The following is a 26751-nucleotide window of genomic DNA, read 5'->3' as shown; positions in this document are numbered from 1 at the left end:
GCGACTGCGGCGGCGCGGGGATGTAGGGCCTACCCTCAGCACTCGTGCTGATTCTCTTGCCGCCTTCCGAGGGCAAGGCCGCCCCCGCGCGCCGCGGTCGGCCGGTCGAGTTGGCCTCGTTGTCCTTCCCCGAGCTGACGACGGCCCGCGCGGCGATGCTCGAGCGGTTGGCGACGATCAGCGCGCGGGACGACGCGCTCGCCGTCCTCGGGGTGGGTGCCTCGCTGGCCGAGGAGGTGCAGCGCAACACCCGGCTGAGCGAGGTGCCGGCGCGGGCGGCGTCCACGCTGTACACCGGGGTGCTCTACGCGGCCCTCGACTGGGCCTCACTGCCGGTCGGCGCCAAGCGGCGCGCGGCGTCCCGGCTGCTGGTGATCTCGGCGCTGTGGGGTGCGTTGCGACCCGCGGACGCCGTGCCGCCGTACCGGTTGTCGATGAACGTCCGCATGCCGGGGCTCGGGCCGCTGCACACCGCATGGCAACCCCACCTCGGGCCGGTACTGGACGCCGTGGCGGCGAGCAGCGGGGTGATCCTCGACTGCCGCTCCGAGGCGTACGCCAAGGCCTGGACGCCGCGCGGCGAGGCCGCGGAACGGACTGCGGCGGTGCGGGTCTGGCGCGACGGACCGCAGGGACGCACCGTGGTGAGCCATCTGGCCAAGCACACCCGGGGACTCATCGCCCGCGACATCCTGGTGCACGGAATCGAGGCCCGCACCGTGCCCGACCTGGCCGCCGCCCTGGGCGAACGCTGGGACGTCGAGCCGGTGGCGCCGACCCGTCCGGGGCGTGGCTGGTCGCTGGACGTCCTGGCCCACTGAGCCGCCCGCCCGGACAACGGCCCGACCCCGACCCGACCTTGGCCACCACACCCGACCCGAGCCCGACCTCGACCTCGACCTCGACCCAACCCCCGACCCCGACCCCGACCACCACCCGCCCATGATCACCGTTAGATCGCAGTTCGCTCCGGTTCAGCGGTGGGAAACCGCGATCAAACGGTGATCATGGACGGGATGGGTCGCCCGGGGGCGAGTCAAGGGGAAGGGGGCGGGTCAAGGGGAAGGGGATGACACGGCGATCACCGGGCGATCACGGCTGGACGTCGCACCCGGCCGAGATCAGGTCGATGGTGCGGGCCGCCGCGCTGCCGGCGCCGAAGCTGACCCCGATCGAGATGCCGATCCCCCACAGGATCTTCGGCGCGTGCGCCACGCCGAACCGGGTGAACGGCTGCGAGCCGGACAGGTTCACGCCGTCGTGCGCAACAACCCGCACCTCGCCGTCGTACAGGTGCACGTCACGCACCATCGCGGCCGGCCCACCGGTGGCGAAGCGGAGCATGCACGGCCCGAAGGTGCGCCGGGTGCCGTTCTGGATGACGGGTGTCGGGATCGCGAAGTGCAGCCAGTTGGTGGTGTTCGGCTTGCCGACGATCCGGGTGAAGAACCCCATCCGCCGCACCAGCTCGAGTCCATCGGGCACCTCGACCTGCACCGAGGTGCCGTGCACCCACGACGCCTCGGCGATGGTGTAGCCGCCGTAGACGCTGGTGATGCCATTGACGTCGTCACTGTGCAACACGCGGCGTGGTCCGCCGTAGAAGGCCTCCATCACCGCACCGGCCACGGGCGAGTGCTGCAGCCCGAGCGCGTGACCGAACTCGTGAATGGCCACCGTGGTCAGATCGAACTGGCTGGCCCCGGGCGGCACGGCGATGGTCCAGGTCTCGGCGTCGTCGAAGTGGGTGTCACCCTGGATCGCCGTCGGCGCCGCTGGTGGCACCCCGGGGAAGAACGCATGCGCCAGAACGCCACTGCCACCATCGAACGGGAACCCGTCGCCGTGGTCACCCGCCACGAAGCGCAGGATGATCTCGGCCGAGGCCGCCGGCCCCTCCCGGAAGCTCAGGCCGGTCCACCCGGCCCAGGTGCTGAACGCCTGGTGCACGGCCTGGCGGATCTGTGCGGCGTTCACATCGGTGGTCAGTTCGGCGAAGGCGTAGGTCAGGTTGCGGTTCTGCCAACGCCCACCGGAGGCGACGAAGCCGACGATGTCGCTGTTGCCACAGCGTGGCCGAGCCATCGCCTCGGCGGTGGCAGCGTCCAGTTCTCCGGTGACGGGAACGTGCGCCATCTGCTGGAACCGGCGCAGCGCGGCGACGGTGCCGTCGTCCAGATTGCCGGCGGTGAAGGTGGGACGGGTGTCGATGACGCGAGAGGTGGCCTGGGGCAGTGCCCCGTTGACCCCATTGGTCGGCGTGGCGAGATATCCGTACTGCGCCAAGTACTTCTGGGCAGCTTCGAGGTCGATGGTGGCGGTGGTCGGGTTCGACATGACGGGCCTCACAGGTCGATACAGCACGAAAGCAGACAAACGACAGAGCCCGCTGACCCACCGTCAGATACCTCCATAGCTGTGCGAGACAGTGCGAGACAGTGCGAGACAGTGGGAGTCATGACGCCCGAGGAGTTCCGCGCCGCCGGCCACGCCCTGATCGACTGGATCGCCGACCACCGCACGCGTGTTCCCGAGCTGCCGGTGCGAGCCACCGTGGCACCCGGCGAGATCGCCGCCGCACTCCCGGCGACGGCTCCCGCCACCCCTCAGTCGTTCGAGGACGTGCTGAGCGACCTCGAGCGCATCGTCGTCCCGGGCATCACCCAGACCCAGCACCCGAACTTCTACGGCTGGTTCCCCTCCAACGCCGCTCTGGCATCGGTGCTCGGCGACATCGCCTCGTCCGGTCTCGGCGCGCTCGGCATCACCTGGCAATCAGCCCCCGCGCTGACCGAGGTCGAGCTCGTGGTCACCGAGTGGCTGCGGGTCGAGACCGGCCTGGACGACGGCTGGCGCGGCGCGATTCACGACACCGCCTCGACCGCCTGCCTCGTCGCGATGCTCGCAGCGCGCGAACGAGCCACCGAGTACGGCGAACAGCGCGGCGGATTGCAGGCAGAACCCGCTCCGTTGGTGGTCTACACCTCCCCGCACGCGCATTCCTCGGTCGCCAAGGCCGCCCTGCTGGCCGGCTTCGGTGCCGACAACCTGCGTCATGTCCCGGTCGACCCGCGCACCTACGCGATGAACCCGGTGGCGCTGGCCGCCGCCATCGCGGACGACATCGCCGCGGGACGCCGTCCGGCTGCCGTGGTGGCCGCGGTCGGCACCACCGGCACCACGGCCATCGACCCGGTCGCCGAGATCGTCGAGGTGCTCGACGGCCTGGGCCAGACCCCTCGCCCGTGGCTGCACGTGGACGCCGCCATGGCCGGCTCGGCGTTGTTGCTGCCCGAGTGCCGAGGCATGGCCACCGGTGTCGAGGCGGCCGATTCGCTGTCGTGGAACCCGCACAAATGGCTGGGCACGATCCTGGACTGCTCGCTGCTCTACGTCCGCGACACCGACCATCTCGAACGGGTCATGTCGACCAATCCCAGCTACCTGCGCTCGGGCGCCGACGAGGCCCTCGCGGCAGCCGGCGTCCCGCAGTACAAGGACTGGGGCATCCCGCTCGGGCGGCGCTTCCGGGCACTCAAGCTGTGGTTCCACCTGCGACTGGACGGTGTGGAGGCGATCCGCGCCCGGTTGCGGCGCGACCTGGCCAACGCGGCCTGGCTGGCCGAGCAGGTGCAGGCCGAGCCGGGCTGGCGGGTGCTCGCGCCGGTCAGCCTGCAGACCGTGTGCCTGCGTCACGAGCCTGCCGGCACGGTGGCCGACGACGGCGCGATCCTGGACGGCGCGGCCCTGGACGTGCACACGCTGGCCTGGGCCGAGGCGATCAACGCCTCCGGCCGGGCCTTCGTCAGCCCGGCCATGCTGGACGGCCACTGGATGGTGCGGATCTCGATCGGCGCGGAGCCCACCGAACGCGCTGACGTCGCGGCCCTCTGGGCTGAGCTGCGTCTGGCTTCCCAAAAGTGACGCTTCGCCTTGCGATCTGTAAAGGATCGTTTTAGTTTTTGACACATGAACACCGAGGAGATCCTTCGACAGGTCGCAGCCGGTGAGCTCACACCGGAACAAGCCCTCCCCCTGCTGGACGCCGCCACGCCCGCCGCGCCGGCCTCCGTCACGTCAGCGCCGGCCTCCGAGCCGAAGGCGCCGGCTGAGCCGTCCCTGCCGCGCGAGACACCAGAGCCCGAGCCCGACACCCCGCCCGTCTGGGGCACCGCAGACTCGATCGACGCCTCACTCACCGAGTCGGTCACCGCGGTGCGGGTCAACGCCTCCTACCGACCGGTCGACATCGTCGCCGACCCCACGGTGGCCCAGATCGCGGTCACCGGTCAGCACACCGTGCGCCGCGAGGGCACCACGCTGGTCGTCGAGAGCATGGACAGCCCCTTCCACCTGGGCGAGGCCGGTGAGCCCGGCACGAGGGGACAGGCCAGTTTCACCTTCGCCGACCTGCCCCGCGGCCTGGCGTGGGCCAAGTCGTGGACCGAGCAACGGCTCGTCGTCCGGGTCAACCCCGAGCTGCCGGTCGAACTGGACGCCGCCGGCGCCAGTGTCAAGATCAGCGGCATCGAGGGTGGGGCGAAGCTGCGGGTCATCGCCGCGGCACTCAAACTGGAACGCGTCCGCGGCCCGCTCGATCTCGACGTCCTGTCGTCCTCGGTCAAGGGCTTCGCCGCCCCCACGGGCACCTCGAAGATCGCCTGTGAGTCCTCCTCGGTCAAGTTGCTGCTCGGGGCCGGCAGCGATGTCCGCATCACGGCCCGCAACCGGCTGGGCAAGGTGGTGCTGCCGACCGCGGTGTCCAAGGGTGGCCTGGTCGACCCCGATGTCACCGAGGCAGTGATCGGCGCCGGGCGCGGCACCTTGACCATCGACGCCGTGATGAGTTCGGTCATGCTGACTCGGGACGACGCATGAGCCCCCACGAGGTGCACTACAGCGCCCCGCGTGACTGCCCGGTGTGCAGCGAGCAGCTGCACGTCACCCGGCTCGGTTGCCCGCAGTGCGGCACCGCCCTGTCGGGCTCGTTCCGCGCCTGCGAGTTCTGTGGGCTGGCGGACGAGGATCGCGCCCTGCTGCGCGTGTTCCTCACCTCCCGGGGCAACATGAAGGACGTCGAACGCCACCTGGGGGTGAGCTACCCCACCGCTCGCGCCCGGTTCGACGACCTGCTGCGCCGACTCGGCCTGCAGCCCGCCGGCGAGCCCCCCACGCCGCCCGCACCGCCCCCCGCACCCGAGATCCCCGACCCCCGCCTGGCGGCCCTGCATGCCCTGGCTGCCGGTGACCTGGACGTCGAGGCCGCCCGCCGCCTGGTCGATCCCGGGTCCTGAACCTCGACCATTCCCCCTCCCGCCGGACGCCGACTTCGGCCAGGATGCGGCCATGGATCTCCTGCCCGGCGTGAGCGCCCACACCACCCCAACCGACCGGCTCGCGATGCACTGGCTCGAGTACGGCCCCAGCGACGGCGAGCCGGTCGTGCTGGTGCAGGGCAACCTGAGCACCGGACGGTTCTACGAGCACGTCATGGCGCAGCTCGCCGAGGTGACCGCCGCCGCTCGGCCGGACGGCGCGCGCCCGCTGCGGCTGATCGCCCCCGACATGCGCGGCTTCGGGCGCACCGACAAGCTGCCGGTCGATGCCACTCGGGGGCTGCGCGACTGGTCGGACGACATCCACGCGCTGTTGGTCGCGATCGGTGTCACCGAGCCGGTGCACCTGGTCGGCTGGTCGGCGGGCGGCCTGGCGATCAGCCACTACGCGATGGAGCACGGCAGGCTCCCGGACGGCACGCCGTCCGTGGCGTCGCTGACCTATGTCTGCCCGGTCTCGCCCTACGGCTACGGCGGCGTGCACCGCGACGGCACGCCGTGCCACCCCGACTTCGCCGGTACCGGGGCCGCCGGCGCCAATCCCGAACTGGTGCAACGGTTGCGGGACGGCGATGCCACGGCCGACTCCCCGTTCAGCATCCGCAACGTCATCAACGGGCTGTACTGGCGGCCCGACTTCCGGCTGCCACCCGAGCGCGAGGACCTGTTGGTCGAGGAGATCCTGATGACCAGCATCGGCGAGGGCACCTATCCCGGCGACCCGGCGGCGTCCGCGAGCTGGCCCGGGTTCGCGCCCGGCACCACCGGCATGCTCAACGCCCTGTCGCCCAAGTACGCCAACTGGACCGGCGTCCTCGACCTCGACCCCAAGCCGCCGATCCTGTGGACCCAGGGCACCGCCGATCTGATCGTCTCGGACAACTCCGCCCTCGAACTCGGCGCGCTCGGGGCGATAGGCGTGATCCCGGGCTGGCCTGGCGCCGAGGTGTACCCGCCGCAGCCGATGGTCACCCAGATCCGTGACGTGCTCACCGCCTACCAGCAGGCCGGTGGCAGCGTGCAGCTGGAGATGTTCGAGGGCTCCGGACACGGACCGCTCTACGACGCGCAGGATCGCTGGTGCGACGTGGTCGGCGGATTCATCGCCCGAGCCGGCGAGTGAGCGTCGGTCCCCGCTCCGAGCGCTCCGCCTGGTGGGGGGTGGCCTTCTTCATCGCGGCCGGCCTCGCTCTGGTGGCCTTGGACTCCCCCGGCATCGGCTGGCTGACCCTCGGGGTCGGACTGGCGAGCCTGGCCGCGATGATCGCCATCCGTGCCGGCTGGCGCTCCCCGTGGCGGCCACGGCCACGGCCACGGGCCGAACGCCCGGCCGAGGTGCAACGGGATCTGCAGGCCGAGCCGGCGCAGCGGCGGCCGGGGCCGATCCCTCCGTTCCCCGGTCTGTCGCCGGAGGGCGAGGCAGAAGTCGATCGTCTGGTCGCCGTGCTCAGCCGCGCCGGGATCCTGTCGCCGAAGGCACCCGAGGCACGATTTCTCTACCCGGCGGTGGCCGATCGCGGTGAACCCGTCACGGTCGACGACGTCCTGCGATGCCTGGGCGAGGTGAACTACTGGTACCCGGACGTCGACGCCACCCGTTACGCAGCCAACCTCGCCCAGCACGAGAACCATGTCGAGCAGTGGGACGACTACCTGGCAGCGCAGGTGGCCGATCTCGCCGAGCTCGCGGGCGGGGCCGTGCCGGTGGTGGTCGACCGGATCCGGCAGGCGTTCGTCGGTGACGAGTCCGATGTCCTGCGCAACCAACTCGACCTCACCGTGGCCGGCAGGCCGCTGCACCTGGACTATCTCGGCGTCGCGAAGTACCTGAGCACCGTGCTGCACGTCGAGATCGCCCGGGCATTGCGGGCTGCCGGAGCCCCCCTACGGATCGCCTGGCTCTGGCAGGACGACGTCCTGCTCGCGGGGCTGCCCGATCAGGACCTCGACCGGCTCAACGCCGACCTGGCGCTGACCCCCGCCGATCCCGACGGCTGGGGCGGCTGGTCCTGGGTGGACGAGAGCGAGCCCTTGGCCCTGGGCGAGGCCGACCCATCACGTTGACGATCACGTTGAAGATCACGTTGAGGGATTCGTGCATGACGGAAGATCACATTGAGGACTTCGTACGCTCGAAACTGACGATTCCACGCAACGTGATCTTCAACGTGATCATGGGTCGGCGACGGCAAGGGCGTGACAAGGAGCCTGAGAGTGGGTGTGACCAACGGGCAGAACGCCGGTCAGGCCCCCAGAGCCTGATCGATGTCCTCGAGCAGGTCCTCGACGGCCTCCAGCCCCACCGAGATCCGCACCACACCGTCGGTGATGCCGGCGGCGGCCCGGCCCTGCGCCCCGAGGCGCCGATGCGTCGTGGTGGCCGGGTGGGTGGCCAACGACTTGGCGTCCCCGAGGTTGTTCGAGAGGTCGATCACCCGTAGGGCGTTGACGAACGCGAACGCGCCGTCCTTGCCGCCGTCCACCTCGAAGGTGACCACGGTGCCACCGGCGCTCATCTGGCGTCGAGCCAGCTCGTGCTGCGGGTGGCTCGCCAGGAACGGGTAGCGCACCGAACGGATCCGAGAGTGCGCCTCGAGATGTTCGGCGATCCGCTGCGCTGCACCACATTGCGCGTCGACCCGAAGCCGCATGGTCTCGAGTCCCTTGAGCAGCACCCAGGCGTTGAACGGGCTCATCGACGGCCCGGTGTGGCGCATCAGGGTCTGCACGCCACCGTCGATGTACTCCTTCGGGCCGAGGATCGCCCCGCCCAGCACCCGCCCCTGACCGTCGATGTGCTTGGTCGCCGAGTACACGACGATGTCGGCGCCGAGCGTCATCGGTCGTTGCAGCAGCGGCGTGGCGAAGACGTTGTCCACCACGACCTTCGCCCCGGCGGCGTGCGCCAGCTCGCAGACCGCGGCGACATCCACCAGGTCCTGCATCGGATTGGACGGCGACTCGAAGAACACCGCCTGCGCCGGGGTGGCCAGTGCACGCTCCCACTGCGCCAGGTCGTGTCCGTCGACGAACTCGCACCTGATGCCCCAGCGCGGCAGCAACTCGTCCAGGATCATGAAGCACGAGCCGAACAGCGCCCGGGCCGCCACCACCCGGTCGCCGGCGTTCAGGAACGCCATCAGCGAGGTGAACACCGCCGACATGCCGGTCGCGGTGGCGAAGCAGGCCGGCGCCTGTTCGAGCAGGCGCAGCCGCTCCTCGAAGATGCCGACCGTCGGGTTGCCGTACCGGGAGTACATGTAGTGGTCGACGTCGCCCGCGAACGCCGCCTCGGCCTGCTCGGCGTCGTCGTACACGTACCCCTGGGTCAGGAAGATCGCCTCGGCGGTCTCGGCATGATTCGAGCGCTGCAACCCGCCCCGGACGGCGACCGTCTCGGGCCGCCAGCGTTCCTGATCGGCCGAGCCGCGGCCCGTGACGGGGCCGCCGGGTGTCACGACTGGCGCCAGGGCAGGCCCGCCGACTTCCAGCCACCGACACCACGGTGCCCGGCGGCGTCCAACTGGCCCTCGAAGCCGTCGACGATGTTGTAGGCCCGGGCGTAGCCGGCGGCCGTCGCCGCAGCGGCCGCCCCCTTGGAGCGCACCCCTGAACGGCACAGGAACGCCACCGGCGCCTGGTGCGGCACCCCCGCGGCGGCGAGCTCGGCGACGAAGGCCTCGTTGCGGGCGCCGTCCGGGTAGCGCACCCACTCGATCCGGAGCACGTCACGACCCAGCGCGGACAGGTCCGGCAACCCGACGTAGGCCCACTCGGCCGCCGTTCGCACGTCCACCAGGACGGCGTCGGACTCATCTCTCAACAGGCTGAAGGTCTCTTCGGGGCTCAGATCACCGGCATACGTCATGACGAAATCCTGTCAGAGGTGAGCTCAGCGATCGAGCCACCGGGTGAGCACCGGCACGCCGTCCCCCGACAGCTCCCCCAGCCGAGCGCGCCGCCCCATGATCGCCAGACCGACCGCGGACGCCGGGCCGCTCACCAATCCCTCGGGGGCGGCGCCGTCGCTGCCGGACAGGCCCGACCACTCGGCGTCGGTGGCCAGCCAGCGCAACGCCGGCAGCCGCCCGCCGACGAAGCCGCGCCGGGCGGCGGGGGTGAGCAGGAAGCCGAGCGCCGCCGTCCAGCGCTGGACCGGGCCGGCATCATCGACCCCGAGCGGAACCCGAATGTCCTGCCCGTGCACCAGGATCTCGGCGAGCGAGGCGGTCGGCGGCATGGTCGGGGCCACGAAGTGACTGCCGGCATGCCGGCGCAACAGGTCGACCAGTTCGGTCGTCGGCCGGACGGCGAACCGCGCGGTGGCCATCCGATTCACCCGGTCGAAGCTGCCCCTGGCCCTGATCATGTCGACCAGGAAGCGTGGGATCGGGTGAGGCGTGGCGAGCGGCATCACGAGGTGCCCGGCCATGTCGCGTACCGTCCAGCCAGAGCACAGACTGGCCGTGGCCCACTCGAACTCGTCGAGCCCGTCCAGCAGGTCTGCCAGACGCACCCGTTCATCGGTGATCTCAGCCCACACGTCCATGGCCGGTCACCCTAATCACCCCTCTCGCGACCTGGCCGTGAACGACGGATCCAGTCGACAATCAGTCCTGTTGCTTTCGATTCCGCCAGGTACGCTCGATACAGCCCACCTATACCGCACTGGAGCAGACATGACCGAGACCCTCGACCACAGCCTCGCCACCGAGACGGCCGTCGAGCAGAAGCGCCGCCTGGTCACCGCGATCCCCGGCCCGGCCTCGCAGGCGATCCACGCCCGCAAGTTGGCCGCGGTCTCGGCCGGTATCGGCACCATGTTGCCGATCTACGTCGAGCGCGCCGGCGGCGGCATCCTGGTCGACGCCGATGGCAACCAGCTGATCGACTTCGGCTCGGGCATCGCGGTCACGAACGTCGGTAACGCCGCCCCCGAGGTGGCCCGCCGGGTTGCCGCCCAGGTCGCGGAGCTGACCCACACCTGCTTCATGGTGACCCCCTACGAGCCGTACGTGCAGGTGTGTGAGGCGCTCAACCGGCTCTCCCCCGGCAGCCACGAGAAGCGCTCGGCCCTGTTCAACTCCGGCGCCGAGGCAGTCGAGAACGCCGTCAAGATCGCCCGACGGTTCACCGGCCGCGACGCGATCGTCGTGTTCGACCACGCCTACCACGGCCGCACCAACCTCACGATGGCGATGACCGCCAAGAACATGCCCTACAAGGACGGCTTCGGCCCCTTCGCGGGCGAGATCTACCGCGTGCCGCTGAGCTACCCGTTCCGCGAGCCCACGCCGATGACCGGTGAGGAGGCCGCCGCTCGCGCGATCTCGGCGATCGACAAGCAGATCGGGGTGAACCGTACCGCCGCAGTCATCATCGAGCCGATCTCGGGTGAGGGGGGCTTCATCGTTCCGGCGCCGGGCTTCCTGGCCGCGGTCTCGGCCTGGTGCACCGAGAACGGCGTGCTGTTCATCGCCGACGAGGTGCAGACCGGCTTCGCCCGCACCGGCGCCATGTTCGCCGTCGATCACGAGGGCGTGGTGCCCGACCTGATGACCACGGCCAAGGGCATCGCGGGTGGCCTGCCGCTGGCCGCCGTCACCGGACGCGCCGACATCATGGACTCCGTGCACGGCGGCGGCCTGGGCGGCACCTACGGCGGCAACCCGGTGGCCTGCGCCGCCGGCCTCGCCGCCATCGACATCATCGAGAGCCAGGACCTGGTCGCTGCGGCACAGCGGATCGAGTCGATCATGGTTCCCCGGTTGCAGCAGCTGGCCGCCGCGCACCCGAAGATCGGTGAGGTCCGCGGCCGCGGCGCGATGATCGCCATCGAGATCGTGCAGCCCGGCACCACCATCCCGGACGCCGCCGAGGCCGCCCGGATCAGCGCTGCCTGCCACCAGGCGGGCGTGGTCACGCTGACCTGTGGCACCTACGGCAACGTGCTGCGTTTCCTGCCGCCGCTGGTCATCCCCGAGCACCTGCTCACCGAAGGCCTCGACGTCCTGGCCGAGGCCGTCGCCGGCTGACCCAGCCCCCCGCCCGCCCCGAACCCGGGGTGGGCGGTGGTCCGGTCGGTGGTCCGGTCGGTGGCTGCTCGGTGGACCGGCCGCTGGGCCGGTCAGAGGCCGGAGTCGGCGGTGCGGACCTGGATCCGACCGCACTCCTCGCAACGGATCACGGCGTTCTCCGCAGCGTCACGGAGCCGGCCGAGGTCGGTGTTGTTGAGCTCGAGCCGGCAGCCCTCGCACCGGCGCTGGTAGATCCGTGCCGCACCGACCCCGCCGTTGTTGACGCGGATCTTCTCGTAGAGCGCGATCAGGTCGGCCGGCAGACCGGCCACGGCGTCGTCCCGGGAGCGCTGCTCGGCGGCGGCCTCGTCGTCCAGAGTGGCCAGCACACCGTCGCGGCGCCGCGTGACCTCAGCGGTCTCGGCGTCCAACTGGTCGACCTCGGCCTTCAGCTGGTCCAGTTCAGCACTGGCCTGCTCGAGCCGCTCCATGACCTCGAGCTCGACATCCTCCAGCGCCGTCTGACGCGCTGCGAGACTGGCCACCTCGTGCTGCAGGGCCTGCAGGTCCTTGGGACTGCCCTGACCCGAGTCGAGGCGCGCCTGATCTCGAGCAGCCCGCTGACGCACCTGTTCGACGTCCGACTCGGCCTTGGCCAGCTCGCGGGTGATGTCCTCGACCAGGGTTCGGGCAGCGACCAGCCGGTCGCCATGGGTTCGCGCCCGTTCGGCCAGCGCCGCGAGCTCGGCGTTCTCGGGCAACGACATCCGTCGATGCGCGATCTGCGCCAGCCGGGTGTCGTGGGCTTGGACGTCGAGCAGACGCCATTGATCCTGAGGAACGGCAGTCACCACCCGGCTCACACTAGTGGCCTAGCGGACAACTCCGCCCGGGCTGGGCACCCGGAAGGTCCACGGATCGGTGCTGCGCGCCGAGACGTGCACCTCGATCGGGGTCCCGGCCGCCTCCAACAGGCCCTCCAACCGGTTGGCCACACCCGCCAGCCACGGCCATTCGCTCGACCAGTGCGCGACGTCCACGAGGTAGGGCGGTCCGTCACCGGCCTCCTCACAGGCCTCACTGGTCGGGTGATGACGCAGGTCGGCGGTGACATAGGCGTCGACCCCGGCGGCCCGGGCCGCACCGAGCAGGGAATCGCCCGCCCCACCACACACCGCAACCCGTTCGATCATGGCGGTCGGCTCGCCGGTGATCCGCACCCCCTGGGCCGTCGCGGGGAGCGCCTCGGCCACCAGGAGGGCGAACTCACGCAGTGTCGTCGGGACGGCCAGCCGCCCGACCCGGCCGATGCCCCGGGCCGAACTCCACGAGGCCAGCTCGTAGATGTCGAACACCGGCTGCTCGTACGGATGGGCCAGCCGCAGTGCGGCGATCACCTGATGGCGTGCCGGGCGCGGCAGCACCATCTCGAGACGCACCTCGGCGACGTCCTCGCGCCGTCCCGCCTCGCCGATCGAGGGAGTGGCGCCGGCGCCGGGCACGAAGGTCCCGATGCCGACGGCCGTGAAGGCGCAGCGGGCGTACTCGCCGACCGCACCCGCGCCGGCTTTCGACAACGCGTCGACCACCAGATCGGCGGCCTCCTGGGGGACGAAGGTGACGATCTTGTCGATGGGATCGGGATCATCGGCCGACAGGGGCGACAGGTCCCGCAGGCCGAGCACCCGAGCGAGGGCGTCGGAGACACCGGGCGCCGCGGCGTCCGCATTGGTGTGGGCGGTGTACAGGGCACAGTCGGCGCGCACCAGCCGATGCACCAGCCGGCCCTTGGCGGTGGTGGCGGCCACGCTGTGCACCGGGCGCAGCAGCAACGGGTGGTGGGTGAGCACCAGGTCGGCGTGCCAGTCGAGCGCCTCGTCGACCACCGCGGTCACCGGGTCGACGGCGAGCAGCACCCGCCGGATCGGCGCTCGCGGATCGCCGCAGACCAAACCCACGCGATCCCAGTCACGGGCCCAGGTGGGGTCGTAGAGGTGCTCGAGGACGTCGATGACCTCGGCGAGGACAGGAGGACGGGTGTCGCTGGTCACCTTGGGCACACTAGTGCGGCGCCGCACCCGATGACGTCACTCGCTCGACTGATAGCGACGAAACGATTACTCAGAGCAAGTAACGGCGGTTGGAGGTGACGCTTCGTGACCGCTGGGCGAAGAATCATCCGAACCGGCGAGCCCGCTTCTCGACCGATCGACCGCCCACCGTTCGACCACCGACGGCCCGACCGCCACTGATCCACTGCCAACGGTGGGCCCGGCCGGACTCGAACCGACGACACCCGCGGTGTAAGCGCGGTGCTCTACCAACTGAGCTACAGGCCCCGGGGACGAGTCTGCCCGAACGCGCAGCCGCACAACAGCACCATCGTGCGGCCAGGCGTCAGCCACCGGGAACACAGATCGAGCTGCCTCCGAGACTCACCACCGTGATGAGCACCGGCGACGGGTCAGCGCCGGCCACCTCGCGGGGTGGCCAGCCGGGTTCCGGTCCAGTCCGCACAGGCACTGACCGTGCTGGTGGCGTGCAGTCCGGCGGTCGGCGCAGCCTCCTCGATCTCGGAGGGCTCGACATGGCCGTCACGACCCGCCTTCGGCGTGAACAACCAGATCACACCCCCTTCGGCGAGGTTGGTCAGGCTGTCCATCAAGGCATCGACCAGGTCGCCGTCCTCTTCGCGCCACCAGAAGATGACCGCATCGACAACAACGTCCTGATTGTCCTCGTCGACCAGCTCATGGCCGGTCACATCCTCGATCTGCGTGCGCAGGTCCAGGTCGACGTCGCCGTCGTACCCGAACTCCTGGACCATCTGACCAGGCTTGAAACCCAGCTTCCCGGCCCTCGACTGCTCCGCCGCGGACTCCGCGGTCGCGCCCACGTCCTGCCCTCCAAGTCTCACTGCTGGTTCCCGTCGCACGCGCATCCGGGAGTGGTTCGACGCTAGTGCACTGCACGGCGGGCCTGATGCGCAACAGGTCCCCCCGGTGAGTCGGCACTGGAAACCTTCTCATTTCGCCACGCGCGAAGGTGACGTGGCGACCGAGGACAGCCAGGATGGACCTTGCACACCCCGCGCGACCACCGCGTCACAGCCGTCACCGCTGTCCACCTCACCACGACGAAGGGATCCTGCCGTGCCACACAAGCAGGGACCGATCCTGAACGGGTTGCCCAGTTCGCTGCCGGACATCGATCCGGATGAGACCTCGGAATGGTTGGCCTCCCTCGATGCCGCGGTGGACGACCGCGGTCGCGAACGCGCCCGCTACCTGATGCTCGCGTTGTTGCAGAGAGCGCGCGAGCGCGGCGTCGGCGTCCCCAGCCTGTCGCAGACGGACTACATCAACACCATCCCGCCCGAGCGGGAGCCCTGGTTCCCCGGTGACGAGGACGCCGAGCGCGCCTACCGCCGGTGGATCCGCTGGAACGCCGCGGTCATGGTGCACCGCGCCCAGCGGCCCGGGATCGGCGTCGGCGGCCACATCTCCACCTACGCCTCCTCCGCGACCCTGTACGAGGTCGGCTTCAACCACTTCTTCCACGGCAAGGACCACCCCGGTGGTGGCGACCAGATCTTCATCCAGGGCCACGCCTCCCCCGGCGTCTATGCCCGCGCCTTCCTCGAGGGGCGCATCTCCGAATCGCAGATGGACGGCTTCCGGCAGGAGAAGTCCCACGTCAGCGGCGGTTTGCCCTCCTACCCTCACCCCCGGCTCAAGCCCGACTTCTGGGAGTTCCCCACCGTCTCGATGGGCCTCGGCCCGATCAACGCGATCTACCAGGCCCAGTTCAACAAGTACCTGCAGGGTCGCGGCATCAAGGACACCTCCGCCCAGCGGGTGTGGGCCTTCCTCGGCGACGGCGAGATGGACGAGCCCGAGAGCCGCGGTGCCCTGCAGCTGGCCGCCTACGAGGAACTCGACAACCTCACCTTCGTGATCAACTGCAACCTGCAGCGCCTGGACGGCCCGGTGCGCGGCAACGGCAAGATCATCCAGGAGCTCGAGGCGTTCTTCCGGGGCGCCGGCTGGAACGTGATCAAGGTGATCTGGGGCCGCGACTGGGACCCACTGCTGGCCGGTGACCGCGACCAGGCGCTGGTCAACCTGATGAACCGCACCCGGGACGGCGACTACCAGACCTTCCGGGCCGAGGACGGCGCCTACATTCGCGAGAACTTCTTCGGCCGCGACCCGCGCACCCGCAAGCTGGTCGAACACCTCTCGGACGACGAGATCTGGGGCCTGCGCCGCGGTGGGCACGACTACCGCAAGGTCTACGCCGCCTACAAGGCCGCCACCGAGCACACCGGCCAGCCCACGGTGATCCTGGCCAAGACCATCAAGGGCTGGGCGCTGGGGCCGACGTTCGCCGGCCGCAACGCCACGCACCAGATGAAGAAGTTCAGCCTCGAGGACCTGACCATGTTGCGCGACCGGCTGCGCATCCCGGTCAGCGACGAGCAGTTGGCCGCCGACCCGTACCTGCCGCCGTACTACAACCCGGGCGAGGGCAACGAGGTCATCGAGCACCTGCGCGACGTCCGGCGCCGGCTGGGCGGTCCGCTGCCGAACCGCCGACCGAGCACCACGACGCTCGCGCTGCCCGACGAGAAGGCCTACGACGTGGTGCGGCGCGGGTCCGGCAAGCAGCCGGTGGCGACCACCATGGCCTTCGTTCGGCTGCTGCGAGACCTGATGCGCGACAAGGAGTTCGGCCAGCGCGTCGTCCCGATCATCCCGGACGAGGCCCGCACCTTCGGCATGGACTCGTTCTTCCCGACGGCCAAGATCTACAACCCGCACGGCCAGCAGTACACCTCGGTCGACCGCGACCTGATGCTGGCCTACAAGGAGTCGACGTCCGGGGCGATCCTGCACACCGGCATCAACGAGGGCGGCTCGGCGGCCGCGTTCACCGCAGTGGGATCCTCCTACGCCACCCTCGGCGAACCGATGGTGCCGATCTACATCTTCTACTCGATGTTCGGCTTCCAGCGCACCGGCGATGCGTTCTGGGCCGCCGCCGACCAGATGGCCCGCGGCTTCGTGGTCGGGGCCACCGCCGGCCGGACGACGCTGACCGGCGAGGGGCTGCAGCACGCCGACGGCCACTCGCCGATCCTGGCCGCGACCAACCCGGCGGCGGTGATCTACGACCCGGCCTACGGCTACGAGCTCGGGCACATCGTGCGGGACGGCCTGCGCCGGATGTACGGCCCGACGCCGGAGGACATCTTCTACTACCTCACCGTCTACAACGAGCCGTACCCGCAGCCGGCCGAGCCGGACAACCTGGACGTCGAGGGCGTGCTGCGCGGCATCTACCGGCTCGCCCCGGCTCCCTCGCCGGAGGGTCGGCCACGGGTGCAGCTGATGGCCTCGGGCGTCGCGGTGCCGTGGCCCTGGAGGCCCAACAGTTGCTCGATCAGGACTGGGGGTATCGGCGGACGTCTGGAGCGTCACCAGCTGGTCGGAGCTGCGCCGCGACGCGCTGCGCTGCGAGGAGCACGCCTTCCTGCACCCCGACGAGCCGGCCCCGGTGCCGTTCGTCACCGGGCGGCTGGACGGCGCCCCCGGCCCGGTGGTCGCCGTGAGCGACTACATGCGCCAGGTGCCCGACCAGATCCGGCAGTGGGTGCCCCAGACGTTCGTCTCGCTGGGTACAGACGGGTTCGGGTTCTCCGACACCCGGCCGGCCGCACGGCGGTTCTTCACCGTCGACGGCCCGTCGGTGGCGGCCCGGGCGCTCGGGCTGCTGGCCCGGCGCGGCGAACTCGACCCGGCGTTGGCCACCGAGGCGGTGCAGCGCTACAAGCTGCTCGACGTCACCGCGGGGACGACGGGCAGCTCCGGCGGCGACGCCTGAGCCGGACGACCCGAGCAGAACGCGAGGGCGGTGTCACCCCGACGTCGGGGTGACACCGCCCTGCGCCACTCAGCTCTCGCGCGCGGCGCGCAATTCCCGCAGGTCGATCAGCGGCAGCCCGCCGCCAGGGGTGGGCGGCGGTGGGGCCGCCTGAGCAGCCTCGATGAGCAGCAGCAGCTCGTCGTGCAGCTGTTGGGCCGGGCCGGTCTCGGGATGCGCCCCCAACGCCTCCAGGTGGCGACGCGCCTCGGAGAGCCGGGCCGACTCGATCGCCGACTCGACCATGTGCCGGCCGACCTCGAGGGTGTGCTCGCGCGGACGCCAGTGGCCCATGCCCAGATTGAGCGCGACGCCCGGCAACCCGGCTTCGCGCAGCATCTGCAGCGAGGTCGCCAGGCCCAAGCCCACCGGATCCCGTTCGGCTGCGGTACCGAGCCGGCGCATGGCGGCGTCCCGGTCATCGTGCAGCGACAACCGGGCCAGCTCGACCAACGGGTACCAGGCCTTGCCCGAGTGGGCCAGCTCCTCGGCGAGCGACCACACCGCGTCGTCCATCGCGCGTTGCCGGTCGACCCCCGGACTGTCGACATGGCGATCGGCCGCGTGACGTCGGACGACGTCGGCGAGCCGGTGGAAGGCCGCTACGTCGTTGGGGTCCTCGCGCAGGATCTGCCACAACGCCGCCTCGGCCGCGGCATCGGGCGACCCCTCGACCTGGGGACCCGAGGCCGGATCACGTTCGGGCCCAGGGGATGTCGCCGGGTTCGTCTCAGGGCCGGCACGGCCTCGACGCATTCGGTCCAAAACACCCATATCGGCCCCTATCGTCATGACTCGACCCGGTACTGACCCTAACCCCTTGCCGCGAGACCGGGCGAGGGCTGGACGGGTCCGCCGTCGTCACACGAACGGGCCGATATGGCCGTTGGTGGCGTCTGCAACACCTTCCGGATGAACAACTGGGGCCAGCCACTTGCGCTGGGCGATGTCGGCACGCTGAGGTTTGGCGCATGGCACACGACAAGGCGAAGAGCGCCTCCTCCACCCGTCGCGCCGTTGTCACGCCCCGGGGGCGGCGGAAGACAACAAGCCGAAGGTCCACCGGCTCTCCCGGATCGAGTATGAATCCGAACTGATCAAGCTGCAGAACGAGCTGGTCCAACTGCAGGAATGGGTCAAGGCCACCGGGCAACGCCTCGTCGTGATCTTCGAGGGCCGTGACGCCGCCGGCAAGGGCAGCACCATCAAGCGGGTCACCGAGTTCCTCAACCCCCGTGTCGCCCGCATCGTCGCGCTGCCGGTCCCCACCGAGCGCCAGCGCACCCAGTGGTACTTCCAGCGCTACATCGAGCACCTGCCCGCCGCGGGCGAGATCGTGTTGTTCGACCGCTCCTGGTACAACCGCGCCGGCGTCGAACGGGTGATGGGTTTCTGCACCCCCGAGGAGTACCGCCGCTTCCTCCACCAGTGCCCCGCCTTCGAGCGGATGCTGGTCGAGGACGGGTTCATCCTGCGCAAGTACTGGTTCTCGGTCAGCGACGAAGAGCAGGAGCGCCGGTTCCAGTCCCGCGTGCAGGACCCGTTGCGGCGGTGGAAGTTCTCGCCGAACGACCTGCTGACCCGGGACCGCTGGGTCGACTTCTCGCGGGCCAAGGACGAGATGTTCGTCCACACCGACCTGCCCGAGGCGCCCTGGTACGTCATCGAGGCCGACATCAAGCGCCACGCCCGGCTGAACACGATCGCCCACCTGCTCTCGACCGTGCCCTACGAGCACGTGCAGGCGCCCCCGATTCAGCTGCCGCCACGGCCTGCCGCTCAGGACTACGAGCGCCCGCCGCGCGAGCTCTTCCACGCGGTGCCCGACTACGCCGGTGGCATGCTCGAGAAGCTCGACGCCGAGAAGGCTCATCGCAAGGCCGAGAAGGAGACCAAGAAGGCCGCCAAGCCCGCCACCAAGCAGGCCGGCGCCTGATTCACGGCCCGGACGATCAGCCGGTCCCCGGCACGCCACCACCAGGTGAGCGCGCCGGGGATCCGACCGTTCGCCGCCTGGAGCGCGGCATCGGCGCCCTGTCGACCGCCGCCGTCCAGCGGATGGACGAGCGGCTGGCCTGGTATCGCGCGCTGCGCCCGGAGGACCGCACCTGGGTCGGGGTGATCGCCCACGCCGGGATCACCGCCTTCGTGGAGTGGTATCGCCGCCCCAGTGACCCGGTTGCGTTGACCGCCAACGTGTTCGGCGCCGCACCGCGCGAGCTGACCCGGTCGATCTCGCTGCAGCAGACCCTCGACCTGCTGCGCACCGTGGTCGACGTGGTCGAGGAACGGGCCAGCCTGCACGCCGCCCCCGGAGCCCAGCAGGCGGTGCGTGAGGCGGTGCTGCGTTTCTCGCGCGAGGTCGCCTTCGCCGCCGCCGGCATCTACGCCCACGCGGCCGAGATGCGCGGCGCCTGGGACGCTCGGCTCGAGGCCTTGGTGGTCGACGCGCTGGTGCGCGGCGAGCCGGACGAGGCGCTGCACTCGCGCGCCGCCGCGCTCGGCTGGGCCGAGGGCTATCAGGTGGCGGTGCTCGCCGGCCGGGTGCCACCGGTCGCCGACCAGGATTCGGTCGAGGACGTCGCCGCCGAGATCCGGCGGCATGCCCGCAAGCTCGGGGCCGACGCCTTGGTGAGCGTGCAGGGCGAGCGGCTGGTCGTCGTCCTGGGTCACCCGGAGGATCCCTTGGCGTTGGCCCCCGACCTCACCAGTCACTACGGCGACGGCCCGGTGGTGACCGGCCCCGTCGTGGCGGCCCTGGGTGAGGCGAGCCGCTCCGCCCGCGCGGCGATCACCGGCCTGGCCGCCGCACGCGCCCGTCCCGACGCACCACGCCCGGTGAGCGCCGACGACCTGTTGCCCGAACGGGTGCTCGCCGGCGACCCCGATGCCCGAGCGGCGCTGATCGAACGGGGGTACCGGCCGCTGGCCGCAGCCGGCACCTCTCTGCTCGAGACCACCGCCACCTATCTGGCACTGGGCACCTCGGTCGAGGCGACGGCTCGCCATCTGTTCGTGCACTCCAACACCGTGCGCTACCGGCTGCGACGCACCACCGAGATCACCGGATGGGATCCCACCGACGCCCGCGATGCCTTCGTGTTGCAGGTGGCCATCGCGCTCGGGCGGCTCGGCCCCCCCGATCGACTCTTTAGAGGAAACCTCCAAGTCTTTGGTCCCGGCTTCGTCGGCGATTCGGCCACCTGACACCCCCGCGACACGGCACGCTGAGACCGTGCTCGCCATCACCTGCCCCGGGCAGGGCGCCCAGACGCCCGGCTTCCTCCAGCCCTGGCTCGACGTGGACGGGGTGGCCGAACGACTCGGCTGGCTCTCCGCCGTGTCCGGCGTCGACCTGCTGACCCACGGCACCACCTCCGATGCCGACACGATCCGCGACACCGCGATCGCCCAGCCGCTGATCGTGGCCGCGGCGCTCGCCGTGGCCCCCGCGATCCTCGGCGGAGCCGGAGGCCCAACGGGTTCCGGCGGCTCCACCGGTGCAGCCCCGGCCGACGCCGTGGTGGCCGGGCACTCGGTCGGTGAGTTCGCCGCCGCGGCGCTGGCCGGCGTCCTGAGCGCCGAACAGGCCATCGTGCTGGTCCGCGAACGGGGTCGCGCCATGGCCGCTGCCAGCGCCGTCACCCCCACCGGCATGAGTGCGGTGGTCGGTGGCGACCCGACCGAGGTGAGCGAGGTCATCGAGAAGTTCGGCCTGACGGCAGCGAACGTGAACGGGTCCGGCCAGGTGGTCGCCGCCGGCACCCTCGAGCAACTGGCCGAGCTCGCCGCTGCCCCGCCGGCGCGGGCCCGCGTCATTCCGTTGCAGGTCGCTGGTGCGTTCCACACCCACCACATGGCCCCGGCGGTCGACGTCCTGGCCCAGCTCGCGGCGGCGGTCACGCCGGCTGCGCCGACGGCCCGGCTGCTGTCCAACGCGGACGGCGCGGTGCTCGACTCGCCCACCCAGGCGCTGGGACGGCTGGTGACCCAGGTGTCGAACCCCGTCCGCTGGGACCGCTGCCTGCAGACCCTGGCCGACCTCGGGGTGACCGCACTGATCGAACTGCCACCGGCCGGCACCTTGGTGGGTCTGGCCAAGCGCGCCCTACCCGGAGTGGAGTTGCTCGCGGTGAAGACCCCCGATGATCTGGACGCGGCCCGCGACCTGGTCGCCCGGCACAGCGGAGCAACCGCCGCCGCGGCCTCCGGAGCAATCGCGTGAGCGGCCGGCTGACGGCGGCCACCGGATCCCCGCACGCCCGGATCATGTCGGTGGGTAGCTACCGTCCCGAGCGGGTGGTGACCAACGAGGAGATCTGCCGGACCATCGACTCCTCCGACGCCTGGATCCGCGAGCGTTCCGGAATCGTCACGCGACGTTTCGCTGCCCCCGACGAGTCCGTGACCGACATGGCCGAGCAGGCCGCGATCGCGGCGATCGCCAAGGCGGGTATCGCGGCGTCCGATGTCGACGCGGTGCTGGTCGCCACCGTCACCCACCCCTACCAGACCCCCTCGGCCGCCACGCTGCTCGCCCACCGCATCGGCGCCACCCCCGCCGCCGCGCTGGACATCTCCGCCGCCTGCGCCGGCTTCTGCTACGCCCTGGCCCTGGCCACCGACATGGTGCGCGGCGGCTCGGCCCGGCACGTCCTGGTCGTCGGCGTCGAGAAGCTGTCCGACTTCGTCGACCCGCACGACCGGGGCACCGCCTTTCTGTTCGCCGACGGAGCCGGTGCGGTGGTGGTCGGGCCGAGCGACACCCCGGCCATCGGCCCCACGGTATGGGGCTCGGACGGCGCCCAGTGGGAGACGATCAGCAACAAGTCCTCGTGGATCGACTACCGCGACGGCGGTCACCAGGAATGGCCGTGGCTGCGGATGGACGGTCAGCCGGTCTTCCGGTGGGCGGTCTGGGCGATGTCCCCCGTGGCCCAGAAGGCGCTCGATGCGGCGGGCATCGGCGCGGCCGAGCTGGACGCCTTCATCCCCCATCAGGCGAACGTCCGGATCGTCGATGCGATGGTCAAGCAGCTGCGGCTGCCCTCGAACGTCGTCATCGCCCGTGACATCGTCGAGTCGGGCAACACCTCGGCGGCCTCCATTCCGCTCGCGATGGATCGGATGTTGTCCTCCGGCGAGATCCACTCCGGCGGACTGGCACTCTTGATCGGCTTCGGCGCCGGGTTGGCCTACGCCTCCCAGGTGGTCGAACTGCCCTAGGTCGCCCCCGACCCGGGCATCACGGATAGCACCACGCACACCCCGCACCACCCCATCCCCCCCGAAGGAGCGAGACACACCATGGCATTGAGCGAGCAGGAGATCCTCAGCGGTCTGGCCGAGCTGATCAGCACCGAGATGGAGATCCCGGCCGAGACCATCTCCGCCGAGCAGAGCCTGACCGACGATCTGAAGATCGACTCCCTGTCGATGATCACGATCGTCTACAACGCCGAGGAGAAGTTCGGGGTGCGCATTCCGGACGACGAGGCGAACAAGCTCGTCACCGTCCAGGACGCGGTGGACTACATCAAGAACAACCAGGGCTGAGCTCGTCCCAGACCCTGCTCAGAGGCTGCGCTGCCGTCGGGGCCGGTGTCGGGCGAACCCGCACCGAACCCCGGCGGCGACCGCAGCCCACCGGGCACCGGAACCCACCACAGCACTCATCACAGCACTCACCCACGCATGAGGAGCACCACCATGGCCAGCGAGACATCCCGTCGAGTCGTCGTCACCGGACTCGGCGCCACCACCCCGCTGGGTGGTGACGTCGCCAGCACGTGGTCTGCTGCGCTGGCCGGCACCTCGGGTGCCCGTCCGCTGGAGCAGGACTGGGTCGCCGAGTACGACATGCCCGTGACCTTCGCCGCGCAACTGGCGGTCTCGACCGACCAGGTGCTCTCGCGCGGACAGCGCCAGCGGCTCGACCCCTCGGGCCAGATGGCGCTGATCGCGGCCAAGGAGGCCTGGGCCGACGCCGGCGCCCCCGAGATGGACGGCGACCGCCTCGGTGTCGTGATCGCGTCGGGCATCGGCGGGGTGTGGACCCTGCTGAGCTCCTACGACACGCTCAAGGAGAAGGGGCCGCGGCGGGTGTTCCCGCTGACCGTGCCGATGCTCATGCCCAACGGACCGGCCGCCTGCCGTCAGCCTCGAGCTGGGCGCCCGCGCCGGCGTCCACACCCCGGTCTCGGCCTGCGCCTCGGGCGCGGAGTCGGTGGCCTACGCCATCGACATGATCCGCAACGGTCGCGCCGACGTGGTCGTCGCCGGGGGCACCGAGGCGTGCATCCACCCACTGCCGATCGCCGGGTTCGCCGCCATGCAGGCGCTGTCCACCCGCAACGACGATCCGCAGGCGGCCTCACGCCCCTATGACACCGGCCGGGACGGCTTCGTCATCGGCGAGGGATCGGCCGTGCTGGTGCTCGAGTCCGAGGAGCACGCGCGGGCTCGCGGCGCGAAGATCTACGCCGAGGCCGCCTCGGCCGGGCTGACCTCCGACGCCCACCACATCGCCGCCCCCGACCCGGCCGGCACCGGGGCAGGTCGCGCCATGGCCGCCGCGCTCACGGCCGCCGGGCTCACGGCGTCCGACATCTGCCACGTGAACGCCCACGCGACGTCCACCCCGGCCGGCGACATCGCCGAGTCGGCAGCGATCCGCTCGGTGCTCGGCGAGGCCGCCGACTCGGTGGCGGTCACCGCGACGAAGTCGATGACCGGCCACCTGCTCGGGGCGGCCGGCGCGCTGGAGTCGCTGTTCACCGTGCTGGCGCTGCACGAACGGCAGATCCCTCCGACGATCAACCTCGACGACCAGGACCCGGAGATCACGCTGAACGTCGTCCGCAAGGCACCGCTCGCCCTGGGCGAGGGCGACCTGGCCGCCCTCAACAACTCGTTCGGCTTCGGCGGTCACAACGTGGCCCTCCTCTTCCGCACCGTCTGACCCCACCAACCCCGCTCAGAACCACCCCCAAACCTGCTCATGCTCCACTGGTGACCGCTCATGCTCCGCTGGGACCCGGATTTCCCGGTCTCAGCGGAGCACGAGCTGCACACCTGCGGAGCATGAGCAGGTTTGGGGGTGTTGGTCGGGCGCTGTTGGTCGGGCGCGGCGTCAGCCGACGCGGTGGAGCCAGCGGACGGGGGCGCCCTCGCCGGCGTACCGGAAGGGCTCGAGCTCGTCGTCCCAGGCCCGCCCGAGGGCCAGGTCGAGTTCGGCCAGCATGCCGGTGGAGTCCTCGGCGCTCATCGCGCAGCGGATCCGGTCCTCCGGCACCAGCACGTTGCCGTGGGCGTCCGTCACCGCGTGGAAGATCCCCAGTTCGGGAGTGTGGCTCCACCGGGCGCCGTCCACCCCGGAGCTCGGCTCCTCGGTCACCTCGTATCGCAGGTGAGCCCAGCCGCGCAGCGCTGACGTCAGCTTCGCCCCGGTACCGGGGCTCGCCTGCCAGGACAGCTCTGTGCGCAGCATGCCGGACGCCGCGGGCTGAACGATCCAGTCCAACGACAAACGGACGCCGAGTACGCCGCCTGCTGCCCACTCGATGTGCGGGCACAACGCACGCGGCGCCGAGTGTACGAACAGGACGCCGCGCGTGGTCACACCGGCCATCTGTGCCTCCTTCGCCGACCGAGGTGCGTCTTCCCCAACGACCTCGACTTGCGCAGGGCTGCCGATGAACCGGGGCTTATTCTGCACCACCGGCCGCCCGCGCACCACCTCGCCGGACGGACCGATCGCACAGGGACCATCTTCACCCGTCCAGGGGTCCAGATGGGGTACGGCGCGCCGATGAATGATCAGGACCTCGTGCGGCCACAGCGGCCTGTTCATCCCCGCGAGGGCCACGGATCCGGGACCGGCGACAAGGGGACGTGAGACGTGCAGGACGCCGACGCCATGGACGCTGCCTACGACCAGGACGTCATCTCGCAGGTGATCCGACCTGCCGCCATCGTGCCCGAGGAAGCCGCCAACGCCATCCTGATCGAGCTGTCCTCAACAGCGCCACCACCGGCGGCCTGTGGATGGCCGAACCGAGCCGGTGGAACCGCTACGACAGCCGTGGCAGAGCACGGATTCGCCCGGCACCGTCGCTGGTGGGCAGCATCCAGGTCGCCTACGGCACCCCGACCAAGTACGAGCTGACCATCTATCGCGTGATCATCACCCGGCGCGGTCACGAGCTGGGCTGGTCCGTCGAGTCCTCACCGACGAGGCGCTGGGGCTCGGCGGCCTGAGCCTGCGCGAGTGCCCGCGCGCCGAACTCAAGACCCCGCCCAAACCGTTCCGCTTCTGAGCGATCTGTGCAGCCGACCCCGTAAGGTCAGCCCGACAGGTCCACGGGACACGCGGGAGCACGGAGGTCGGCAATGGCCAGCAGAGTTCAGGGTGTGGTGGCACGGGCCAAGGGGGCACCGGTCAGCGTCGAGACGATCATCGTCCCGGACCCCGGCCCCGGCGAGGCCACCGTGAACGTGCAGGCCTGCGGCGTCTGCCACACCGACCTGCACTACCGCGAGGGTGCGATCAACGACGACTTCCCGTTCCTGCTGGGACACGAGGCCGCCGGCATCGTCGACGCCGTCGGCGAGGGCGTCACCTCGGTGGCCCCGGGCGACTACGTGATCCTGAACTGGCGGGCCGTGTGCGGCCAGTGCCGCGCCTGTCTGCGCGGACGCCCCTGGTACTGCTTCGCCACCCACAACGCCACCCAGAAGATGACCCTCGAGGACGGCACGGTGCTGTCCCCCGCCCTCGGCATCGGTGCCTTCGCCGAGAAGACGTTGGTTGCCGCCGGTCAGTGCACCAAGGTCGACCCCACTGCTCCGGCCCAGGTCGCCGGCCTGCTCGGCTGCGGCGTCATGGCCGGCCTGGGCCGCGGTGAACACCGGCAACGTCGGGCGGGACGACACCGTGGCCGTGATCGGCTGCGGCGGTGTCGGGGACGCCGCCATCGCCGGGGCGCGCCTGGCGGGTGCCCGCACGATCATCGCCGTCGACGTGGACGACCGGAAGCTGGAGGGCGTGACTTCGGCGCCACCCACACCGTGAACTCGCGCAACGCCGACCCGGTCGAGGCGATCCGCGCCCTGACCGACGGCCACGGCGCCGACGTCGTGATCGACGCGGTGGGCCGGCCGGAGACCTACCAGCAGGCGTTCTACGCGCGCACCTGGCGGGCACCGTCGTCCTGGTCGGGGTGCCCTCGCCCGACATGCGTCTCGACCTGCCGCTGCTGGACGTGTTCGGCCGCGGCGGCTCGCTCAAGTCCTCCTGGTACGGCGACTGCCTGCCCTCGCGGGACTTCCCGACGCTGGTCGACCTGCACCTGCAGGGTCGGCTGCCGCTGGAGCGGTTCGTCAGCGAGACCATCGGTCTGGGCGACGTCGAGGAGGCCTTCACCAAGATGCACCACGGTGACGTGCTGCGCTCCGTCGTGGTGTTCTGAGCG

At 70.8% G+C, this 26751-nt stretch carries 22 protein-coding genes, 1 tRNA gene and 3 pseudogenes; 16 read left to right on the top strand and 10 right to left on the bottom strand.

Annotated features, from left to right (window positions below; translation table 11 throughout):
- The first annotated feature begins 44 nt into the window (after positions 1–44).
- Positions 45–821: a peroxide stress protein YaaA gene (locus IPK24_20000; GenBank protein MBK8077775.1), complete on the top strand. Its 777-nt coding sequence runs from the start codon at positions 45–47 to the stop codon at positions 819–821.
- A 271-nt stretch (positions 822–1092) separates the two neighbouring features.
- On the opposite strand, the gene IPK24_19995 is transcribed toward IPK24_20000, so the two are convergent.
- Positions 1093–2337, bottom strand: a complete 1245-nt coding sequence (locus IPK24_19995) for a matrilysin family metalloendoprotease (GenBank protein MBK8077774.1) — start codon at positions 2335–2337, stop codon at positions 1093–1095.
- 120 nt (positions 2338–2457) lie between these two features.
- Between IPK24_19995 and IPK24_19990 the strand changes: the two genes are divergently transcribed.
- From IPK24_19990 to IPK24_19970, 5 genes are read left to right on the top strand one after another with little or no spacing between them, the layout of a single operon-like run.
- Complete coding sequence (locus IPK24_19990) at positions 2458–3924, top strand: aspartate aminotransferase family protein (GenBank protein MBK8077773.1); 1467 nt, start codon at positions 2458–2460, stop codon at positions 3922–3924.
- 45 nt (positions 3925–3969) lie between these two features.
- Positions 3970–4878 (top strand): hypothetical protein, encoded by a 909-nt coding sequence (locus tag IPK24_19985; GenBank protein MBK8077772.1) that lies wholly within the window; start codon positions 3970–3972, stop codon positions 4876–4878.
- Entirely contained in the window at positions 4875–5294 is a 420-nt protein-coding gene (locus tag IPK24_19980) for a DUF2089 domain-containing protein (protein MBK8077771.1), read from the top strand. Before IPK24_19985 ends, IPK24_19980 begins: the two co-directional genes overlap by 4 nt.
- A 52-nt stretch (positions 5295–5346) precedes the next feature.
- Positions 5347–6459 (top strand): alpha/beta hydrolase, encoded by a 1113-nt coding sequence (locus tag IPK24_19975; GenBank protein ID MBK8077770.1) that lies wholly within the window; start codon positions 5347–5349, stop codon positions 6457–6459.
- Positions 6456–7400, top strand: coding sequence for a hypothetical protein (locus IPK24_19970; GenBank protein ID MBK8077769.1), 945 nt, complete (start codon positions 6456–6458; stop codon positions 7398–7400). Before IPK24_19975 ends, IPK24_19970 begins: the two co-directional genes overlap by 4 nt.
- 179 nt (positions 7401–7579) lie before the next feature.
- Here IPK24_19970 and IPK24_19965 read toward each other — a convergent pair whose 3' ends face one another.
- The 3 genes from IPK24_19965 to IPK24_19955 are packed head-to-tail and all read right to left on the bottom strand — an operon-like array spanning position 7580 to position 9885.
- Complete coding sequence (locus IPK24_19965; protein ID MBK8077768.1) at positions 7580–8794, bottom strand: O-succinylhomoserine sulfhydrylase; 1215 nt, start codon at positions 8792–8794, stop codon at positions 7580–7582.
- Positions 8791–9204: a rhodanese-like domain-containing protein gene (locus IPK24_19960; protein ID MBK8077767.1), complete on the bottom strand. Its 414-nt coding sequence runs from the start codon at positions 9202–9204 to the stop codon at positions 8791–8793. The genes IPK24_19965 and IPK24_19960 overlap by 4 nt, the downstream gene beginning before the upstream one ends.
- Before the next feature lie 24 nt (positions 9205–9228).
- Entirely contained in the window at positions 9229–9885 is a 657-nt protein-coding gene (locus IPK24_19955) for a maleylpyruvate isomerase family mycothiol-dependent enzyme (GenBank protein MBK8077766.1), read from the bottom strand.
- 130 nt (positions 9886–10015) lie between these two features.
- Between IPK24_19955 and gabT the strand changes: the two genes are divergently transcribed.
- Positions 10016–11371, top strand: coding sequence for a 4-aminobutyrate--2-oxoglutarate transaminase (gene gabT, locus IPK24_19950; protein ID MBK8077765.1), 1356 nt, complete (start codon positions 10016–10018; stop codon positions 11369–11371).
- Between the two features lie 92 nt (positions 11372–11463).
- On the opposite strand, the gene IPK24_19945 is transcribed toward gabT, so the two are convergent.
- The 4 genes from IPK24_19945 to IPK24_19930 all read right to left on the bottom strand — a co-directional run bounded on the left by IPK24_19945 (position 11464) and on the right by IPK24_19930 (position 14294).
- A complete protein-coding gene (locus tag IPK24_19945) occupies positions 11464–12204 on the bottom strand; it encodes a hypothetical protein (protein ID MBK8077764.1) in 741 nt (246 codons plus the stop codon).
- Between the two features lie 21 nt (positions 12205–12225).
- Positions 12226–13404 (bottom strand): Nif3-like dinuclear metal center hexameric protein, encoded by a 1179-nt coding sequence (locus IPK24_19940; GenBank protein MBK8077763.1) that lies wholly within the window; start codon positions 13402–13404, stop codon positions 12226–12228.
- A 215-nt stretch (positions 13405–13619) separates the two neighbouring features.
- A tRNA-Val gene (locus IPK24_19935) sits at positions 13620–13692 on the bottom strand.
- A 125-nt stretch (positions 13693–13817) separates the two neighbouring features.
- Positions 13818–14294, bottom strand: a complete 477-nt coding sequence (locus tag IPK24_19930) for a DUF3052 domain-containing protein (protein ID MBK8077762.1) — start codon at positions 14292–14294, stop codon at positions 13818–13820.
- A 211-nt stretch (positions 14295–14505) separates the two neighbouring features.
- On the opposite strand from IPK24_19930, the pseudogene aceE reads away from it, so the two are divergent.
- Positions 14506–17239 (top strand): annotated as a pseudogene (aceE, locus tag IPK24_19925) (pyruvate dehydrogenase (acetyl-transferring), homodimeric type).
- Positions 17240–17308: 69 nt separating this feature from the next.
- Here aceE and IPK24_19920 read toward each other — a convergent pair.
- Positions 17309–18034: a hypothetical protein gene (locus tag IPK24_19920; protein MBK8077761.1), complete on the bottom strand. Its 726-nt coding sequence runs from the start codon at positions 18032–18034 to the stop codon at positions 17309–17311.
- A 208-nt stretch (positions 18035–18242) separates the two neighbouring features.
- On the opposite strand from IPK24_19920, the gene ppk2 reads away from it, so the two are divergent.
- The 6 genes and pseudogenes from ppk2 (at position 18243) to fabF (ending at position 24239) form a co-directional block, all read left to right on the top strand.
- Entirely contained in the window at positions 18243–19214 is a 972-nt protein-coding gene (ppk2, locus tag IPK24_19915) for a polyphosphate kinase 2 (protein ID MBK8077760.1), read from the top strand.
- Between the two features lie 122 nt (positions 19215–19336).
- Positions 19337–20485: a helix-turn-helix domain-containing protein gene (locus tag IPK24_19910; GenBank protein MBK8077759.1), complete on the top strand. Its 1149-nt coding sequence runs from the start codon at positions 19337–19339 to the stop codon at positions 20483–20485.
- 28 nt (positions 20486–20513) lie between these two features.
- Entirely contained in the window at positions 20514–21503 is a 990-nt protein-coding gene (locus IPK24_19905; GenBank protein ID MBK8077758.1) for an ACP S-malonyltransferase, read from the top strand.
- Positions 21504–21547: 44 nt separating this feature from the next.
- The gene (locus tag IPK24_19900; protein ID MBK8077757.1) at positions 21548–22504 is read left to right on the top strand and encodes a ketoacyl-ACP synthase III; all 957 of its coding nucleotides are present in this window, start codon (positions 21548–21550) and stop codon (positions 22502–22504) included.
- 81 nt (positions 22505–22585) lie between these two features.
- Entirely contained in the window at positions 22586–22834 is a 249-nt protein-coding gene (locus IPK24_19895; protein MBK8077756.1) for an acyl carrier protein, read from the top strand.
- 153 nt (positions 22835–22987) lie between these two features.
- Positions 22988–24239: pseudogene (fabF, locus tag IPK24_19890) on the top strand (beta-ketoacyl-ACP synthase II).
- 171 nt (positions 24240–24410) lie between these two features.
- On the opposite strand, the gene IPK24_19885 reads toward fabF, so the two are convergent.
- Positions 24411–24908 (bottom strand): DUF3145 domain-containing protein, encoded by a 498-nt coding sequence (locus IPK24_19885; GenBank protein ID MBK8077755.1) that lies wholly within the window; start codon positions 24906–24908, stop codon positions 24411–24413.
- 416 nt (positions 24909–25324) lie between these two features.
- On the opposite strand from IPK24_19885, the gene IPK24_19880 reads away from it, so the two are divergent.
- The gene (locus IPK24_19880) at positions 25325–25537 is read left to right on the top strand and encodes a hypothetical protein (GenBank protein MBK8077754.1); all 213 of its coding nucleotides are present in this window, start codon (positions 25325–25327) and stop codon (positions 25535–25537) included.
- Positions 25538–25669: 132 nt separating this feature from the next.
- Positions 25670–26748 (top strand): annotated as a pseudogene (locus IPK24_19875) (S-(hydroxymethyl)mycothiol dehydrogenase).
- Positions 26749–26751 lie beyond the last annotated feature (3 nt).

The sequence above is a fragment of the Kineosporiaceae bacterium genome, from assembly GCA_016713225.1.
Classification (GTDB): domain Bacteria; phylum Actinomycetota; class Actinomycetes; order Actinomycetales; family Kineosporiaceae; genus JADJPO01.
The sequence above is the reverse complement of the archived record's forward strand: the minus strand, read 5'-3'. Positions and strand labels throughout refer to the sequence as shown.

Coding starts and splice junctions, on each gene's coding strand:
- IPK24_19995 (MBK8077774.1), bottom strand. CDS start 2,337: ATGTCGAACCCGACCACCGCCACCATCGACCTCGAAGCTGCCCAGAAG.
- IPK24_19990 (MBK8077773.1), top strand. CDS start 2,458: ATGACGCCCGAGGAGTTCCGCGCCGCCGGCCACGCCCTGATCGACTGG.
- IPK24_19985 (MBK8077772.1), top strand. CDS start 3,970: ATGAACACCGAGGAGATCCTTCGACAGGTCGCAGCCGGTGAGCTCACA.
- IPK24_19980 (MBK8077771.1), top strand. CDS start 4,875: ATGAGCCCCCACGAGGTGCACTACAGCGCCCCGCGTGACTGCCCGGTG.
- IPK24_19975 (MBK8077770.1), top strand. CDS start 5,347: ATGGATCTCCTGCCCGGCGTGAGCGCCCACACCACCCCAACCGACCGG.
- IPK24_19960 (MBK8077767.1), bottom strand. CDS start 9,204: ATGACGTATGCCGGTGATCTGAGCCCCGAAGAGACCTTCAGCCTGTTG.
- IPK24_19955 (MBK8077766.1), bottom strand. CDS start 9,885: ATGGACGTGTGGGCTGAGATCACCGATGAACGGGTGCGTCTGGCAGAC.
- gabT (MBK8077765.1), top strand. CDS start 10,016: ATGACCGAGACCCTCGACCACAGCCTCGCCACCGAGACGGCCGTCGAG.
- IPK24_19930 (MBK8077762.1), bottom strand. CDS start 14,294: ATGCGCGTGCGACGGGAACCAGCAGTGAGACTTGGAGGGCAGGACGTG.
- IPK24_19920 (MBK8077761.1), bottom strand. CDS start 18,034: ATGCGTCGAGGCCGTGCCGGCCCTGAGACGAACCCGGCGACATCCCCT.
- IPK24_19910 (MBK8077759.1), top strand. CDS start 19,337: ATGGACGAGCGGCTGGCCTGGTATCGCGCGCTGCGCCCGGAGGACCGC.
- IPK24_19900 (MBK8077757.1), top strand. CDS start 21,548: ATGTCGGTGGGTAGCTACCGTCCCGAGCGGGTGGTGACCAACGAGGAG.
- IPK24_19895 (MBK8077756.1), top strand. CDS start 22,586: ATGGCATTGAGCGAGCAGGAGATCCTCAGCGGTCTGGCCGAGCTGATC.
- IPK24_19885 (MBK8077755.1), bottom strand. CDS start 24,908: ATGGCCGGTGTGACCACGCGCGGCGTCCTGTTCGTACACTCGGCGCCG.
- IPK24_19880 (MBK8077754.1), top strand. CDS start 25,325: ATGGCCGAACCGAGCCGGTGGAACCGCTACGACAGCCGTGGCAGAGCA.